The organism is Streptosporangium carneum (genome assembly GCF_027922005.1).
Classification (GTDB): Bacteria; Actinomycetota; Actinomycetes; order Streptosporangiales; family Streptosporangiaceae; genus Streptosporangium; species Streptosporangium carneum.
Genome location: NZ_BSEV01000002.1, coordinates 741494 through 756810, shown reverse-complemented (window position 1 = coordinate 756810; position 15317 = coordinate 741494). Strand labels below are relative to the sequence as shown.

Below are 15317 nucleotides of genomic sequence, written 5' to 3'. Positions count from 1 at the left end.
GATCGCGGCCGTCGCCGACCATCCCGGTGGCACTGCGGAGATCCGGGCGCGCCGCGAAGAGCTCCGGTGAAGGCCCTGCCCACGCGTACGAGCACCGACCTGACAGCGAAGGTGATGGCGAGATGGAAGCAGACCTGAGCAAGGCCGTCTGGCGCAAGGCGACCACGGGCGCCGACGACGACGGCGACTGTGTGGAGGTGGCCGTGATCGACGCCGTCGACGCCGGTCACAAGGCGGGTCTCGGCTCGCTGTACGTGTTGCGCGACTCCAAGAACCCCGACGGGCCGAAGTTGTTCTTCACCCGTTCCGAGTGGGACGCGTTCGTCGGCGGCGTGAAACTCGGCGAGTTCGACAACTGACCGACGCCGAGGGCTCGTGAAGGAGGCGGACGCGGGTCCGGTCCTTTGCCGGAAGTGAGAGTTGGGTCTGGTGGGATTTGGGATGAACATCCACAATCCGGATCGTGACACTGACCTCGATCGTTCTCGCGCTGTCCACCGCCCTGTCGACCACGCTGTCCACGCTCACCCCGGTGAGCGCGCAGGCCACCCCCTCCTGGTGTCCCGAGATCGCCGGCCACCGGGTCGAGTGCGGGACGCTCGACCGTCCTCTCGTCAGGGGCAAGCCGCAGCTGGGCGACATCGCCGTGGCGTACGCCCGGGTCGTGCGGCGGGATGAGACCCGGGCGGCGAAGGGAACGATCCTGGTCAACCCCGGAGGCCCGGGAGGGCAGGCGATCGCCCAGCACGCCACCTTCACCGCCTTGCTCGACGGGGTGCTCGGCGACCACGACCTGCTGCTCGTCGACCCGCGTGGAGTCGGTCAGTCCACCCCCATGACCTGCGGCGTCCCGGCCGCCGCCGCGGTGACCGCCCCGAGGGAGGAACTGCTGCGCCTGGTGGGTCAGTGCGGGCGCGCCCTCGGCCCCCGCGCCGAGGGCTACACCTCGGCCGCCACCGCCGACGACCTCGACGCGGTCCGGGCGGCCCTGGGCGTTCCCAAGGTCGTGCTGTACGGGATCTCCTACGGGACCTACCTCCTGCCCGTCTACGCCCAGCGGCATCCGAGGACCGTCCAGTCCGTCGTGCTCTCCGCCGCCTATCCGATCGACCTCGACCCGCTGGGCAGGGAGAGCGCCCAGGCCGTCTCCTCGACGATGCGGCGGATCTGCGGGCGCGGCGGATCCTGCGACGGGGAAAGGGTCCTGCGGGACCTGGCCAGGGTGGCCGCCAGGCTGCGGGCCGTGCCGCTCAGGGTTCCCCTCCAGGTCGGGGGCGAGACCAGAACGGTCGTCCTCACCGAGGACAGGCTCGCGCAACTGGTCTACTCGTCGGCGAGCTTCGCCGTCGGCGCGGTTCCGTCGGAGACCCCGGCCCTCGGCAGGCTGCCCAGGGCGCTGGACCGCGCCGCGCGGGGCGACGACCGCGAACTGGTCGCCCTGGCGGCGGAGATGCTGTCCGGAGACCTGGCGGCGTTCCAGGACCTGGACATGGGCATGGCGGCCACCGTCTCGTGCAACGACTACCCCCGGCCGTGGCCGGTCGAGGCCTCGGTCGCCGAGCGCCGCCGCCGCTTCGACCGGGCGGTCGAGCGGGCCAGGCCCGGCGAGTTCGGCGTGTTCAGCGCGCGGGGGTTCGCCACCGCCCAGGCGGACGCGGGTGACTACTGCCTGCGTTGGCCCGCGAAGGGGACCGGCAGGCCGTACGTCTCGACCGGCCGTCTCCCCGACGTCCCGGCTCTGGTGCTCAACGGCGACCTGGACGGCATCACCGCGGAGGCGAACGGCCGCAAGGCCGCCGCGCAGTTCCCCCGCGGGGTCTTCGTGGCGGTGCCCAACGTCGGCCACGTGTCCGAGTTCGAGCCCAGCGGCTGCGTCGCGAGCATCGTCACCGGGTTCGTCCGCGAGGGCAGGACAGGCGACACCTCGTGTCTGGCGGCCATCCCGCCCGTGAAGGTCGTCTCGCCGTGACGCCCGGGGCGGGCCCCGGCGGGCGGGTGCTTCGAAAGGGCATTCCACGGGATATGGGGTGACGCTCCGTAATGGGGTGATCCTCGTCTTCTCGTTCGCCTCCTTTTTCGAACCGTCGCCCATCGCTCGTCTGGTGGGCGATGACGTGGGCGGGTTCGTGAACGAGCGATGGGATCGTCGGGTTTCGCGTCGCTGATCTTGACGTGTTTTGGGGATGCGCTTCCCAACGAGACGACGTCACATTACCGTGCGTGATTAAGTCGTTACCGAAAGCCCGGTCGTGTCCCTCGGCGGGCGCGATGTGATCCCGGTGTGAGATGTCAGACAGGAGTTCGGATGCCCCCGTCGCGTGAGCTCGACAGCAGGTCCAGCCCGCTGGCGTTCCTCGCAGCAGAGCTTCGCCGCCTGCGCGACCAGGCCGGCTGGACCCAGGAGCAGCTCGCCGAGGCGATCTCCTACTCGGCCGCCCTGGTCGGCTTGGTCGAGACCGCCAAGCGCAACCCGTCCCGCGAGTTCGTCGAGCGCTGTGACCGGATGCTCAACACGGGCGGGACGCTCATGCGGGTCTGGCCGCTGCTCAGCCAGGCCGCCTATCCCCTCTGGTTCCGCTCGTGGGTGGAGATCGAGCGCAGGGCGCACACCCTCAAGAACTGGCAGCCCCTGGTCTTTCCCGGCCTGCTGCAGACTCCTGACTACGCCCGGGCGCTCCTGAGAGGACGGCGGGCGGTCGCCGAGGAGCGGGTCGAGGAACTGGTGGCCGCGCGGATCGAGCGTCAGAGCCTGCTGCACGGCGTCAACCCGCCCCTGCTGTGGGCGGTGCTCGACGAGAGCATGCTCTACCGGCGGATCGGCAGTCCGGAGATCATGCGCGGTCAGATCGCGGCTGTCATGGCGGCGATGGAGAACCGTCACGTCTCGGTGCAGATCATGCCGGGAGACGTCACCGTCACGGCCGGGCTGAGCGGGGCGTTCGTCATAGCCAGTGTCGAGGGCGCCCCGGACGCCGCCTACGTGGACTGTGCCGCGGAGGGGCGTGTGACCGACCATCCGCGCGATGTGGCGGAGATCCGCATGCGTTACGAAGAGCTTCGCACCGAGGCCATGTCCCCGCGCGCGAGCATCGACCTCATGACGAAGGTGATGGAGACATGGAAGCAGGCCTGAACGGCGCCGTCTGGCGCAAGGCGTCCCTGAGCAGCGACAACGGCGGCGACTGTGTGGAGGTGGCCGTGATCGACGCCCCCGGCGCCGGTCACAAGGCGGGTCTCGGCTCGCTGTACGTGTTGCGCGACTCCAAGAACCCCGACGGGCCGAAGCTGTTCTTCACACGTTCCGAGTGGGACGCGTTCGTCGGCGGCGTGAAACTCGGCGAGTTCGACGGCTGATCTCACCGTCGCGGGCCGGAGGCGTTCGCCTCCGGCCCGCGACGGTTCGCTTCCGGCTTGTGCCCGGTCCGCTCCGGCTCAGGGGCGGCCGAGGGCGCGGTAGTGCCAGCCCGCGGCGCGCCAGACCTCGGCGTCGAGGGCGTTGCGACCGTCGACGATCTTGCGGGCGGCGACGACGGAGCCGAGCGCCTCCGGATCGAGGTCGATGAACTCCTGCCACTCGGTCAGCAGCAGCACGACGTGGGCGTCACGGGCGGCCTCGAGGGCGGAGGCGCCGTAGGAGAGCTCGGGATGGGCCCGGCGGGCGTTCTCCTGGGCGACGGGGTCGTAGACGGTGACCCGGCCACCCTGCTGGCCGATCGTGACGGCGACGTCGAGGGCGGGGGAGTCACGGATGTCGTCGGAGTTGGGCTTGAACGCGGCGCCGAGGACGGTGACCGTGCACCCCCGGAAGGAACCGCCCGCAAGCTCGCGGGCCAGGTCGACCATACGGGCCCGGCGGCGCTTGTTGATCGCGTCGACCTCGCGCAGGAAGGTCAGCGCCTGGTCGGCGCCCAGCTCCCCGGCGCGGGCCATGAAGGCACGGATGTCCTTGGGCAGGCAGCCGCCGCCGAATCCCAGCCCCGGGTTGAGGAACTTGCCGCCGATGCGGTCGTCGAAGGACAGCGCCAGCGACAGCTGCTTGACGTCGGCGTGGGAGGCCTCGCACACCTCGGCCATCGCGTTGATGAAGGAGATCTTGGTGGCGAGGAAGGCGTTGGCGGCCACCTTGACCAGCTCGGCGGTCGGGTAGTCGGTGATCACGATCGGGGTGCCCCGCTCCAACATGGCGGCGTACACCTCGCGCATGATCTTCTCGGCCCTGTCCGAGGCGACGCCCAGCACGATCCGGTCGGGGTACAGCGTGTCCTTGACCGCGAATCCCTCGCGCAGGAACTCCGGATTCCACGCCAGCTCGGCCCCGGCGCCGATGGGGGCCAGCCGCGCGAGCTTCTCGGCCAGTCGCTGCGCGGTGCCCACCGGGACCGTGGACTTGCCGAGGACCAGGCACTCGCGCTTCAGGTGGGGGGCCAGCGACTCGATCGCGGAGTCGAGGTAGGAGACGTCCGCGCCGTACTCGCCGGGTTTCTGCGGGGTGCCCAGACACAGGAAGTGCACGTCGCCGAACGCCGCGGCCTCCTCGTAGGAGGTGGTGAAGCGCAGCCGCCCGTTGGCGAGGTTGCGCCGCAGGATCTCCTCCAGGCCAGGTTCGTAAATGGGCAGGTCCCCGGCCTGCAGGCGGGCGACCTTCTCCGCATCCACGTCGACACCCAGGACTTCGAAGCCCAGCTCCGCCATGCATGCTGACGTCGTCGCACCCAGGTATCCGGTTCCCACCATCGTCAGGCGGTAGGCCACTGGTATTCCTTTCGGTTCTGCCCGATTCTGTGTCGTCAGAGTAGCGGCATCACCCGTCCCACACTCTGTCGCCACCTGCATAAACATCTGGCCCTGTGGATCCTGGGGGTTGGAGCGGTCCATATTTTGTTGGACGTCCTAGTATTTTCCTATGAGCTTCCCTCTCTACGCGCTGCCCGAAGAGCACCAGATGCTCCGGGAGACCGTCCGCGCCCTTGCCGACGAGAAGATCGCCCCTCGCGCCGCCGAGGCCGACGAGACGGGGGAGTTCCCCTGGGACGTCTACAAGGCGCTCGTCGCGGCCGACCTGCACGCCGTGCACGTCCCCGAGGAGTACGGCGGGGCCGGGGCCGACGCGCTCGCGACCGTCATCGTCATCGAGGAGGTGGCGCGGGCGTGCGCCTCGTCCTCGCTGATCCCCGCCGTCAACAAGCTGGGCACCGTCCCGCTGCTGCTGTCGGCCTCCGAGGAGCTCAAGCAGCGCTATCTCGGGCCGGTCGCCCAGGGGGAGGCGATGTTCTCCTACGCCCTGTCGGAGGCGGAGGCGGGCAGCGACGCCGCGGCGATGAAGACCCGCGCGGTGGCCGACGGCGACCACTACGTCCTCAACGGCGCCAAGATGTGGATCACCAACGCCGGGGTCTCCGAGTACTACACGGTGATGGCGGTGACCGAGCCCGACGCGGGCGCCAGGGGGATCTCCGCGTTCGTCGTCGAGAAGGGCGACGAGGGCGTCAGCTTCGGAGCCAAGGAGCGCAAGCTCGGCATCAAGGGCTCCCCGACCCGGCAGGTCATCTTCGAGGACGTCCGCATCCCGGCCTCCCGCATGATCGGCGAACCGGGCACCGGCTTCAGGACCGCCCTGGCCACCCTGGACCACACCCGCGTCACGATCGCCGCCCAGGCGCTCGGCATCGCCCAGGGGGCGCTGGACTACGCGATCGGCTACGTCAAGGAGCGCAAGCAGTTCGGCAAGGCCGTCGCCGAGTTCCAGGGCGTCCAGTTCATGATCGCCGACATGGCGATGAAGCTGGAGGCCGCCAGGCAGCTCACCTACGCCGCCGCCGCCAAGTCCGAGCTGGCGATGCACGGCGAGCCCCAGAAGGACCTCACCTTCTTCTCCAGCGCCGCCAAGTGCGCCGCCTCCGACGCCGCCATGGAGATCACCACCGACGCGGTCCAGCTCCTCGGCGGCTACGGCTACACCAGCGACTACCCGGTCGAGCGCATGATGCGCGACGCCAAGATCACCCAGATCTACGAGGGCACCAACCAGATCCAGCGCCTCGTCATGGCCCGCCAGCTCCTGAAGTAGGCCCCTGAACAGGGAAAACCCTGTTTTCGGAAAGGTCGTCCCGTGTCCTCCCCGGGCTGGGGGCAATCTTCCGAACGTCCCTGTTCCGGCCCGCTTTTCCGCGATCACGGCCTGCGGCGGCAAGAAGAGCAAGCTGCGCCTGTGGGATCACAGGAGTGGACAGCGGGATTGCCGGGTGACCGCCCGGCAGTCCCGTACTCCATTTGTCTGGGCAAGGTCACGGTATGAGGGCGGGAAATGAGGAATCCGGAGCGGGAACTCCCCGCGGAGGACCAGTGGGATCTGCTGGTCGAGCACAATATTTACTATTACTTCCATGGGCTCTGGGTCGAGAGCGACGATCCCGAAGAGGTGTCCCGGCTGCTCCGCGTGGATCCTGAGACGAGGCTGGACTGTGACCTCGAAACGCTGGTCGAGGCGTATCAGGGGCGACCGGCGGACACCGTCTGGATCGGCCCGCACGCTCCCGGCTGGACGCATGTCCTCGCCTTCGGCCTCTATCTGTTCCACCCCGCCATCCGTGGTTTAGGAAAGCGGCGGGTCTTCGAGATCCGTTACGACCACGCCCAATATGACCTTGAAGGGCTGTACCTCGACTACGACGGTGTACAGCTCGGAGACGTCAACCCGCCGTATGAGGAAGGCGGACTCATGACCCTGCCCGACTACAGGTCCCATACGAACGGGCTCGTGCTCATCGAGGATCTGGACCTCGACCGACACCTGCACCTCATGTTGTGCACGGTAGGCCGGATCACAGGACGTTTTCTCGATCGGGAATGGTTCGCGTCAACCCGCGGTCTTTACCGCATCCCCGACGGGGCCTGGCCCGAACTGTGGTGATGCTCGTGGACACGGCGGCGATCGGCGCTTACGGCGGCGCGATGCCGGCCGGGGTCGATGAAGAGGCCGCCGACGCCACGGTCGGGTGAGGGCGCACGCTGCTGCAGCCCATCTTCGGAGTCATCGCCGCCGAGGAGGAGATGCCCGAGGCGGTGACGGAGCCGACCGCCGTCCACTTGACGGTCCACGGCGACGGCCGCCGCTGAGGCGGGGCTCGCGCCACCGGGACGGCGAGTCCACGGGGCGTTGACTTTGTCGCAAGTTATGACGCACTATGTTGCTACAAAGCTTGCGACAAAGGAGGCGCCATGACCCGCGAACCGTTACCCGACGCCGACCCGTCGGCGCGCACGACCGATCTGCGAATGGCGGGCGAGTGGCTGGCCATGCACGACCTGGACGGCACCCGCCCGACCCCGCTGCTGGCCAGCCGGCTCGCGGTCCGCAGACGCGCCCGCCTCGCCGCTCAGATCATCCCGGCCGTGCTGATCATCGCGAGCGCGCTCGCCGCCGTCTCCGCCTTCGGCGACGCCCCGCCGCATCGCCCGCTGCCGCTACTGGCCCTGACCGCGCTGGGGGCCGGGCTGCTGCTGGCACAGTCGCTGCTCGACCGGTGGGTGCGACGCGTCGACCAGCGGGCGGGCGCGACGCTGTCGCGCAGGGCCGCCCACCTGATCCAGCCAGGCTGGCGGGCCGTGCTCGGCCGGCCGTACGCCGCCTTCGTGGCCGCCACGTTCGCCGGCGCGATGGCGCTGGCCGGCAGCGCCCTGGCCGTTCCCGACCCCACCGTGCGGCAGCTGGCCGTCATCCTGCTGATCGCCCTGCTCGGCGTGACGGCCATCTCCGCCGTGCAGCTGCGCCACCTGCTCAGGCACCCGGTCGTGGCGCAGGACGAGGAGTCGCTGACCGCCGACGTCATCATGCGCGTCGAGGACGCCCGCGAGCTCACCACGCCGAGCGTGCAGTGGTCGCTGCCCATGGTGCTGCTGTTCGGCACCGCGCCCGGCTGGTGGGGCGCCGCCGCGGTCGCCAACGTGGTCCTGGGCATGGTCGCGTGCATCGCGCTCCGTTTCAGGACACCGTCGAGCGCGACGGTGGCCCGGCGGGTCATGAGCACCCGATGATCGTCATCGACGCGGCCTCGCCGGTGCCGCCGTTCGAACAGCTGCGGGCCCAGCTCGCCCGGCAGATCCAGGATCGCACGCTGGCCGTGGGCGCCCGGCTGCCGACCATCCGCCACCTCGCGGCCGACCTCGGCCTGGCCGTCAACACGGTCGGCCGGGCCTACCGGGAGCTGGAGGAGGCGGGGCTGATCGAGACGCGCGGGCGGGCGGGCTCGTTCGTGTCGTCCGCCGGCGAGGAGGGCCGGGAGCGGGCCCGCCGGGCCGCCGCCGACTACGCGGCCGTGATCGCCAGCGTCGGCATCGACGCGGGCGAGGCGATCCGCATCGTACAGGCGGCACTGACATCCGGCGCGGCGGCACCGGCCTCGTCATGACCGCGCCCCGGCCGCGGGGTCACGTCGCCGGGCGCACGACGCCGGCGGAGCGGCCGATCAGGCGGCGTCCGAGCCGCCGCGTCGGCTGCCGGCGGCTCCGCCCGCTTCGGCCTGCATCGCTGGACGGAGGGCGTCACCGGCGGCGCCCGCCTGCCCGACTCCCCACCGTGAACCGCGGCCCCTGTTTCTCCGCGCGATCAAGCGAAGAGGCTCGCGTACCCGGCGGCGCCCATCTCATGGCAATCGAGAAAACATCTGTTCCTTTCGCAAATTCGCAAAGGGGTATCAGTGCGATTAAGTCTGCGATCAATCCTGACATTGTTCATCGCCACAGCGACAGCGGCCACCGTGACGGCGGGCGCGCCCACGTCGGCCGGGGCCCGGATCGGCACCCCGGAGCCGGCGGTGGCCCAAGCCGGGCAGACGACTCCGGCCTGGGGCGAATGCCCGCCGGCGGCGCCCGACGGCCCCCCGCGTGACCCGCGCCAGCGGTGCGCGACGTTGCGGGTGCCGCTGGACTACCGCGCCCCGCACGGGCGGAGCATCGAGATCGCGATCTCCCGGATCGGCACGGCGCGACCCGGGTCGCGCCGCGGGATCCTGCTGTCCAACCCGGGCGGCCCGGGCGGCAGCGGCCTGGACCTGCCCAGCCAGCTGGCGACCGTACTGCCGCGCGAGGTCCTGGACCGGTACGACCTGATCGGCTTCGATCCGCGCGGGGTCGGCCACAGCACCCCGGTCACCTGTGGCCTCGATCTCATGCGGCAGTTCACGCTGATGTTGCCCTACCCGGCGCCGGACGGCGGCATCGAGCGCAACCTCGCCTTCGCGCGGGACACCGCGGCCGCCTGCGCCGAGCATTCCGGCGATCTGCTTCCGTTCGTCACCACGGCCAACACGGCCCGGGACATGGACCGCATCCGAGCCGCGCTCGGTGAGCCGAAACTGTCCTACTTCGGCCTCTCCTACGGCACCTACCTGGGAGCCGTCTACATCTCGATGTTCCCGGGACGCGGCGACCGGATCGTGCTGGACAGCGCCGTCGACCCGGGCCTGGTGTGGCGGGACACGTGGCGGACCTGGAACCAGGCGGTCGCGACGCGCCTGCCCGACCTCCTGGCCTTCGCAGCCGAGCGGGACGCCGTCTACCACCTCGGCACGACGCCGGACGAGGTCAGGCGTACGTATGACCGGCTGACCTCGGCCCTTGACCGGCAACCCTTGCCGAACCCCGGCGGTCCCGTGCTCGACGGCAACGCACTGCGCGAGATCACCCGAGTGGGGCTCTACTTCGACGGCTTCTTCCCCGTCATGGCCGAGTTCTGGCAGGAGATTGCGGTCGCCGTCTCGGGATCCACCGTGGACACCGCCGTCCTGAGGCGACTGGACCGGCTGCTCTCCGTCGGCGGTGTCATCGGTGGCAGTGGCACCGGGACGGCGGAGATACCGGCGGACAACCACGTCGCCGCTCTCTACGCGGTGGTCTGCGACGACGTCGCCTGGCCGCGCAGCGTGGCGTTGTACGCCCGGCAGGTCGCGGCCGACCGGCGGGCGTGGCCGGCGACGGCCGGCATGCCCTCGAACCTCTGGCCGTGCGCGGCCTGGCCCACCCGGCCCGTGGAGCCGCCGGTGACGGTCACCGGTCACGGGCCGCGGAACGTGCTGATCCTGCAGAACACCCGCGATTCGGTCACGCCCCTGGTGGGCGCGCGTGGCCTGCGCGCCGCGCTCGGGCGGCGGGCCGTCATGATCACGGTCGACCAGGGGGGCCACGGCGTCGTCGGCCTCGGCAGCTGCGCCGACGAGGCGATGAACTCCTTCCTCGCCACCGGGGCACTGCCCGGGCGGGACCGCTTCTGCCCGGCTCCGTCACCGGCCGACGCCGCCGCCCGCTCCACGCCCCTGCCGTACATACCCTCTGCGGGGCCGCTGTAGGGCCGTTGCCCGTGGACCGCCGTCTGCCCGCAGATCGGCGAGCGGGACGGGACCTCGCCGACGCGGGCGCCGGCAGCGCCCTGAGACGGTGGTGGACGCCCGGAGGCGCTGACGGATGCCGCTGTTCCGCCCCCCGTCCCGTGAGAGGCGGGCGGGGGACGGAACAGGTGGGCGACCCTCGTCTCCGGAGGGTCCTGCGGGCGATGACCGGGCCGAACGGCACGCGAGGTGGAGCTGATGGACGCCTTGTGCGGCGGCTGTTCGATGCGCTCTCTGTGCCGCTGGGCGGCGACCGGCGTCCGTTCACCGCACAAAGTGCCGTTTAGTCCTGCGGTACGCCGGTTTCAAGGTCATGATTCAAGGGATCATCGCGTTCCGCCGAGACGTGCAACGTAGGAGGAAAGCCGCGGATGAGCCCCACCCCCGCCTGCCCCGACGAATCCCTCGCCACCCCTGTGCCGCCGTTCCGCCCGTCCCGCCGGGCGGTTCTGGCCGGGGCCGGAGCGGCTCTCGCCGCCACGTTCGTCCCCACCGCCGCCGTGCGGGCCCAGACCGCCGCCGATGACGGTGGCGACGTCTCCGTCGGGTCCGGCACCGACTTCGCCGTCGCGGTCTCGCCCGACGGCCGCATGCTCGCGCTCGACATGCTCGGCGTCCTGTGGGTCTGCTCCGCCTCCGGCGGCGCCGCCCGCAGGCTCACCAGCGACCTGTACGACATCGCCCAGCCCGACTGGTCCCCGGACGGGTCCGCCATCGTGTTCCAGTCCTACCGTGACGGTGTCTTCAACCTGTGGACGATCCGGCCCGACGGGTCCGCGATCAGGCAGCTGACCACGGGGCCGTTCGACCATCGAGAGCCCCGGTACAGCCCGGACGGGCGCACCGTCGCCTACTCGTCCGACGCCGGTGGCAGCTACGGCATCCACCTGCTCGACGTCGCCACCGGTGTGACGCGGGTGCTGGTCGACACGTCCGCCGAGGAGTACGAGCCCGCCTGGTCGCCCGACGGAAGCAAGATCGCGTTCGTCGTGGCCGACACCAGGGTGGACGTCGTGGACGTGGCCACCGGCGTCCGCGACACCGTGGTCACCGTCCCCGCCGGGCACGTCATCCACCAGCCGTCCTGGATGCCGAACGGGACCGACATCGCCTACCACCTCTTCCATGACGGCGCCAACGACCTGGTCGGCACCGCCGGCCCACTCGTCACGGGTGAGGAGGTCTTCCCGTTCAGGGCGGGATTCACCCCGGACGGGCGCTTCTTCTACACCTCCGCGGGCGCCGTCCGGACCCGCCGCCTCGGCTCCACGACCTCAGGGACCGTCGGCTTCACCGCCGCGCTCACCGTGAGGACCCCGAAGTACCCGAAGAACGTCCGCGTGTTCGACGCGCCCGGATCGTTTCCGGTCAACGGCATCGGCAGCCCGACCGTGTCCCCGGACGGCTCCACCGTCGCCTTCCGCGCCCTCAACGACATCTACCTGATGCGGATCGGCCGTGAACCGGTACCGCTGTTCCGCGACCGGTGGTGGAAGGCCGACCCGGACTTCTCCCCGGACGGGCGGCGGCTGGCGTTCGTCACCGACCGCACCGGCACCCTCAACATCTGGGTCCGCGACCTCGCCACCGGCGCCGATCGGCAGCTGACCCGACTGTCGGACTCCGCCGCCGTGTCGGTCCGCTGGTCACCGGACGGCAAGGAGATCGCCTACCTGGACCAGGACGGCGCGCTGTGGGTTCTGGACGTCGCCACCGGCGACGTCCAGAAGGTCTTCGACGCGACCTTCGAACCGGGCAGGCCGACCTGGTCGCCCGACGGGAGAACGATCGCGTTGGCGGCGGTCGTGCCGTACTCGCGGCGTTACCGTGAGGGGCTGTCCAAGATCCTCCTTGTCGACCGGGCGACAGGCGCCGGCACGTACGTCGACCCGGCGCCGCACCGATCCCTGCAGACCCGCGGTGACGACGGTCCGGTGTGGTCGCCGGACGGCACCATGCTCGCCTTCGCGATGGAGTCGCTCCTGTGGGTGCTTCCGGTCGACAGGACCGGACGGCCCACGGGCCCTGCCCGTCAGGTCACCCGGGAGGTGTCCGACGCCCCGGCCTGGGCCGGCGACTCCGCCACCCTGCTCTACCTCAACGGCGGGCGGCTGAGGACCGTCCGCGTCGACGGCGGGTCCGGCCGGACCGTCCCGGTCCGGCTCTCCTGGCGCAACCACCCGGGCGCCGACCAGGTCGTCATCCACGCGGGCCGCATGTGGGACGGCGTCTCCGCGACCGTGGCCCGCGACGTCGACATCGTCGTGCGCGGCCAGCGCGTCGTCGCGATCGAGCCGCACCGGGACCGACGGCCAGGCACCGTCATCGACGCCAGTGACAGGTTCGTCATGCCGGGCCTGATCGACATCCACCACCACCGCGAGATGCAGGGGTACGCCTACGGGTCCAGGCAGGGGCCGCTGTGGCTCGCGCTCGGCGTCACGACGACCCGCTCGCCCGGCTCACCCGCGTACCACATGGTCGAGGAGCGGGAGTCGGTCCAGTCGGGCGTCCGGCTCGCACCGCGCTACCTGGGCACCGGTGAGGCCGTCGACGGGCCGCGCATCTACTACAACTTCATGCGCCCGACGTTCTCCCACCGGCAGCTGCGCCTCGAGCTCGAACGGGCGGCCCGCCTCGACTACGACCTGATGAAGTGTTACGTGCGGCTGCCCGTCGTCTGGCACAGGGAGGTCATCGCCTGGGCCCACCGCAACGGCAAACCGGTGACGTCCCACTACCACTACCCGGCGATCGCGATGGGGGGAGACGGCACCGAGCACGTCGGCGCGACCAACAGGTTCGGCTACTCGCGCACCGTCACCAACGTCGGCTCCGCCTACTCGGACGTCATCTCCATGTTCAACGCGTCGAAGATGGCCAGGACCCCAACCCTGTTCGGCTCCAGCACCCTGTACAGGGAGGACACCTCGCTGGTCACCGACGAGCGGGTCCGCAGGCTCTACCCGGACTGGCGGATGGCGAAGCTGCAGGCGACCGTCACCACCGCGCAGACCACCGACCAGACGGTGGTGCGGACGAACCTGGCCAACCAGGTGGCGCAGCTCACGGCGATGATCCGCGGCGGGGGCGTCGTCACCACCGGCACCGACGCGCCGATCGACCACCTCGCCGTCAGCCTGCACATGAACCTGCGGGCCATGGTCAGGTACGGCCTGACCCCGCTGGAGGCGCTGACCAGCGCGACCAGTGCGTCCGGGGCCCACCTCGGCCTGCCGCTGGGCAGGATCGGCAAGGGCGTGTACGCCGATCTGGCCATCGTCGACGGCGATCCGCTGTCCCGGATCGAGGACGCCGCGAACGTCGTCGCCGTCGTCGTCGGCGGGAGGCACCACACGGTCGAGCAGCTGCTCGCGCCGTACCCGTCCTCCACGACCACCGACCAGCCCGCGCGCGTCGCCCTGGCGGCGGGCGGCAAGGTCAGGGCCCGTGTCCCCGTCCACCCGAGCACTGCGGCGTTCTGGTGGAACCACCCCGTCGAACTGGAGAAGGCCCGCCTCTCCTGCGGCCACGACCACTAGGACACCTCGCCCGTGGGCGGGGCGGCGAGGAGTCGGCCTCCTCGTCGTGTCGGTGCCCTTCTCTAGGCTCCGAAGCCGTTGGTCGGGTTTTCGGCGATGGAGGGGGTGGTCTCGTGGCGCGCCTGATTCGCGGTCGTGACGACGAGGTGTACGCGGACTTCGGGGCGCTGGGGGTCTTCGTCGAGGAGGACGGCGATGACGTCGTCAACCTGGAGAGCTCCGGCGACCACCTCGCGCGGGTGCGGCTGGAGGCGTGGGACGCGCGGCCGCCCGCCCCGGGCGATCCGTGGATCTTCGTCGAGGACACCACCGTCAAGGGCGGCAGCGGGTTCGTCAGCGTGGGGTCGATGGGTGAGGCGGCCGTCGAGAGGCTGTGCGTCGGCCCGCCCCACTTCCTGTACGGCGTGACCGTGCACACCCAGCCCGGTGGGGAGATGCCGGAGTTCGTCTCGGACGAGCAGTTCGAGCGTGAGTGGGAGGAGCGCGAGCCCGAACGGTGGCTGATCAGGTTCTGGCCGATCAGGGATGTCTTCGACCCCGTCAGGCACGCACGCCCCGACCGGGCGGCGGGCCGGGTGCCGCTTCCGGTCGAGGCGCCGGTCTCCCAGGCGGCGGACTGGCCCGCGGCACGGCCGGGGAGGCGTCAGGAGGCCTTCGAGAAGTGGTGCGCGAGCAATGGGACGACCGTGGCCGACTTCCTGGCCAGCGCGGGGCTGGCTCCGGACACGCCGTTCGACCGGATGACGGCGGCGTTGGCGCAGCGGGAGCTGGCCGCCGTGGCCGAACGTGAGGGGTGGCCTGAGTGGTGGGTGGAACTTGTCGGGAGATATCCGGATATCGTCGATCAATGGCACCGCGTGTCGGGGACGGACCGGGAGTGGGCTCCCGACCGGCGTGAGGAGACGGCGCGGGCCCTGGCCGAGAGCAGCCGCGCCGAGGAGATCCTGAACCCGGACGGCAGGCACACCTTCACCGCCGACATCCAGGCCTACTCGCCGTGGGTGGGCGGCACCTACCGGGGCTGGCGGTGGGACCACGCCGACCGCCCCGCCCATGAGACGTTCGGCGTCGGCAGGCGCGTCGTCCACCACGACGTCATGAGCGGGCAGGTGCTGGTCACCGGCATCGTGACGGTCCTGGGCGGGGGAAGGGGCGGCAAAGAGTACGAGGTCCGCGACGCGGAACCGGCCGAGGCCGCCAGACTCCTCTGCGCCGAGGCGGTGTGGGGTGAGGACGGGGCGACGGACGGCCGGCAGGACGGCTGAGGACGGGGCGGAGCCTGGCGGGAGCGTCCGTCGCCACCGAGACAGGCGGGGAGTGTCCGCCGCCGTGGCGGCGGGCAGGGAGTGCCCGCCGCCGCGGAGATCCGAGGGAAGCCGTCCGAAGGGCCGTC

12 protein-coding genes are annotated in these 15317 nt (G+C 70.9%); 11 read left to right on the top strand and 1 reads right to left on the bottom strand.

What is annotated here, in order from left to right; genetic code table 11:
• Positions 1–122 precede the first annotated feature (122 nt).
• The 4 genes from PKF00_RS09220 (at position 123) to PKF00_RS09205 (ending at position 3354) form a co-directional block, all read left to right on the top strand.
• Complete coding sequence (locus PKF00_RS09220) at positions 123–359, top strand: DUF397 domain-containing protein (protein WP_271216956.1); 237 nt, start codon at positions 123–125, stop codon at positions 357–359.
• 104 nt (positions 360–463) lie between these two features.
• Positions 464–1969 (top strand): alpha/beta fold hydrolase, encoded by a 1506-nt coding sequence (locus PKF00_RS09215; RefSeq protein WP_271216955.1) that lies wholly within the window; start codon positions 464–466, stop codon positions 1967–1969.
• A 336-nt stretch (positions 1970–2305) separates the two neighbouring features.
• A complete protein-coding gene (locus tag PKF00_RS09210) occupies positions 2306–3133 on the top strand; it encodes a helix-turn-helix domain-containing protein (protein ID WP_271216954.1) in 828 nt (275 codons plus the stop codon).
• The gene (locus tag PKF00_RS09205; protein ID WP_271216953.1) at positions 3118–3354 is read left to right on the top strand and encodes a DUF397 domain-containing protein; all 237 of its coding nucleotides are present in this window, start codon (positions 3118–3120) and stop codon (positions 3352–3354) included. Before PKF00_RS09210 ends, PKF00_RS09205 begins: the two co-directional genes overlap by 16 nt.
• Before the next feature lie 78 nt (positions 3355–3432).
• Here the strand turns inward: PKF00_RS09205 and PKF00_RS09200 are convergent, their stop codons facing one another.
• Positions 3433–4734: a UDP-glucose dehydrogenase family protein gene (locus PKF00_RS09200; protein WP_271217048.1), complete on the bottom strand. Its 1302-nt coding sequence runs from the start codon at positions 4732–4734 to the stop codon at positions 3433–3435.
• 169 nt (positions 4735–4903) lie between these two features.
• Here PKF00_RS09200 and PKF00_RS09195 point away from each other — a divergent pair, with 169 nt between their 5' ends.
• From PKF00_RS09195 to PKF00_RS09165, 7 genes are all read left to right on the top strand, one after another.
• Complete coding sequence (locus tag PKF00_RS09195) at positions 4904–6067, top strand: acyl-CoA dehydrogenase family protein (protein WP_271216952.1); 1164 nt, start codon at positions 4904–4906, stop codon at positions 6065–6067.
• A gap of 237 nt (positions 6068–6304) precedes the next feature.
• Entirely contained in the window at positions 6305–6910 is a 606-nt protein-coding gene (locus PKF00_RS09190; protein WP_271216951.1) for a hypothetical protein, read from the top strand.
• A 308-nt stretch (positions 6911–7218) separates the two neighbouring features.
• The gene (locus tag PKF00_RS09185) at positions 7219–8034 is read left to right on the top strand and encodes a hypothetical protein (RefSeq protein WP_271216950.1); all 816 of its coding nucleotides are present in this window, start codon (positions 7219–7221) and stop codon (positions 8032–8034) included.
• Positions 8031–8408 carry a GntR family transcriptional regulator gene (locus tag PKF00_RS09180; RefSeq protein ID WP_271216949.1) on the top strand — a complete coding sequence of 126 codons (378 nt, stop codon included), beginning with the start codon at positions 8031–8033 and terminating at the stop codon, positions 8406–8408. Before PKF00_RS09185 ends, PKF00_RS09180 begins: the two co-directional genes overlap by 4 nt.
• Positions 8409–8726: 318 nt before the next feature.
• Positions 8727–10343, top strand: a complete 1617-nt coding sequence (locus PKF00_RS09175) for an alpha/beta hydrolase (RefSeq protein ID WP_271216948.1) — start codon at positions 8727–8729, stop codon at positions 10341–10343.
• 410 nt (positions 10344–10753) lie between these two features.
• Complete coding sequence (locus tag PKF00_RS09170; protein ID WP_271216947.1) at positions 10754–13924, top strand: amidohydrolase family protein; 3171 nt, start codon at positions 10754–10756, stop codon at positions 13922–13924.
• 113 nt (positions 13925–14037) lie between these two features.
• Positions 14038–15189: a hypothetical protein gene (locus PKF00_RS09165; protein WP_271216946.1), complete on the top strand. Its 1152-nt coding sequence runs from the start codon at positions 14038–14040 to the stop codon at positions 15187–15189.
• Positions 15190–15317 lie beyond the last annotated feature (128 nt).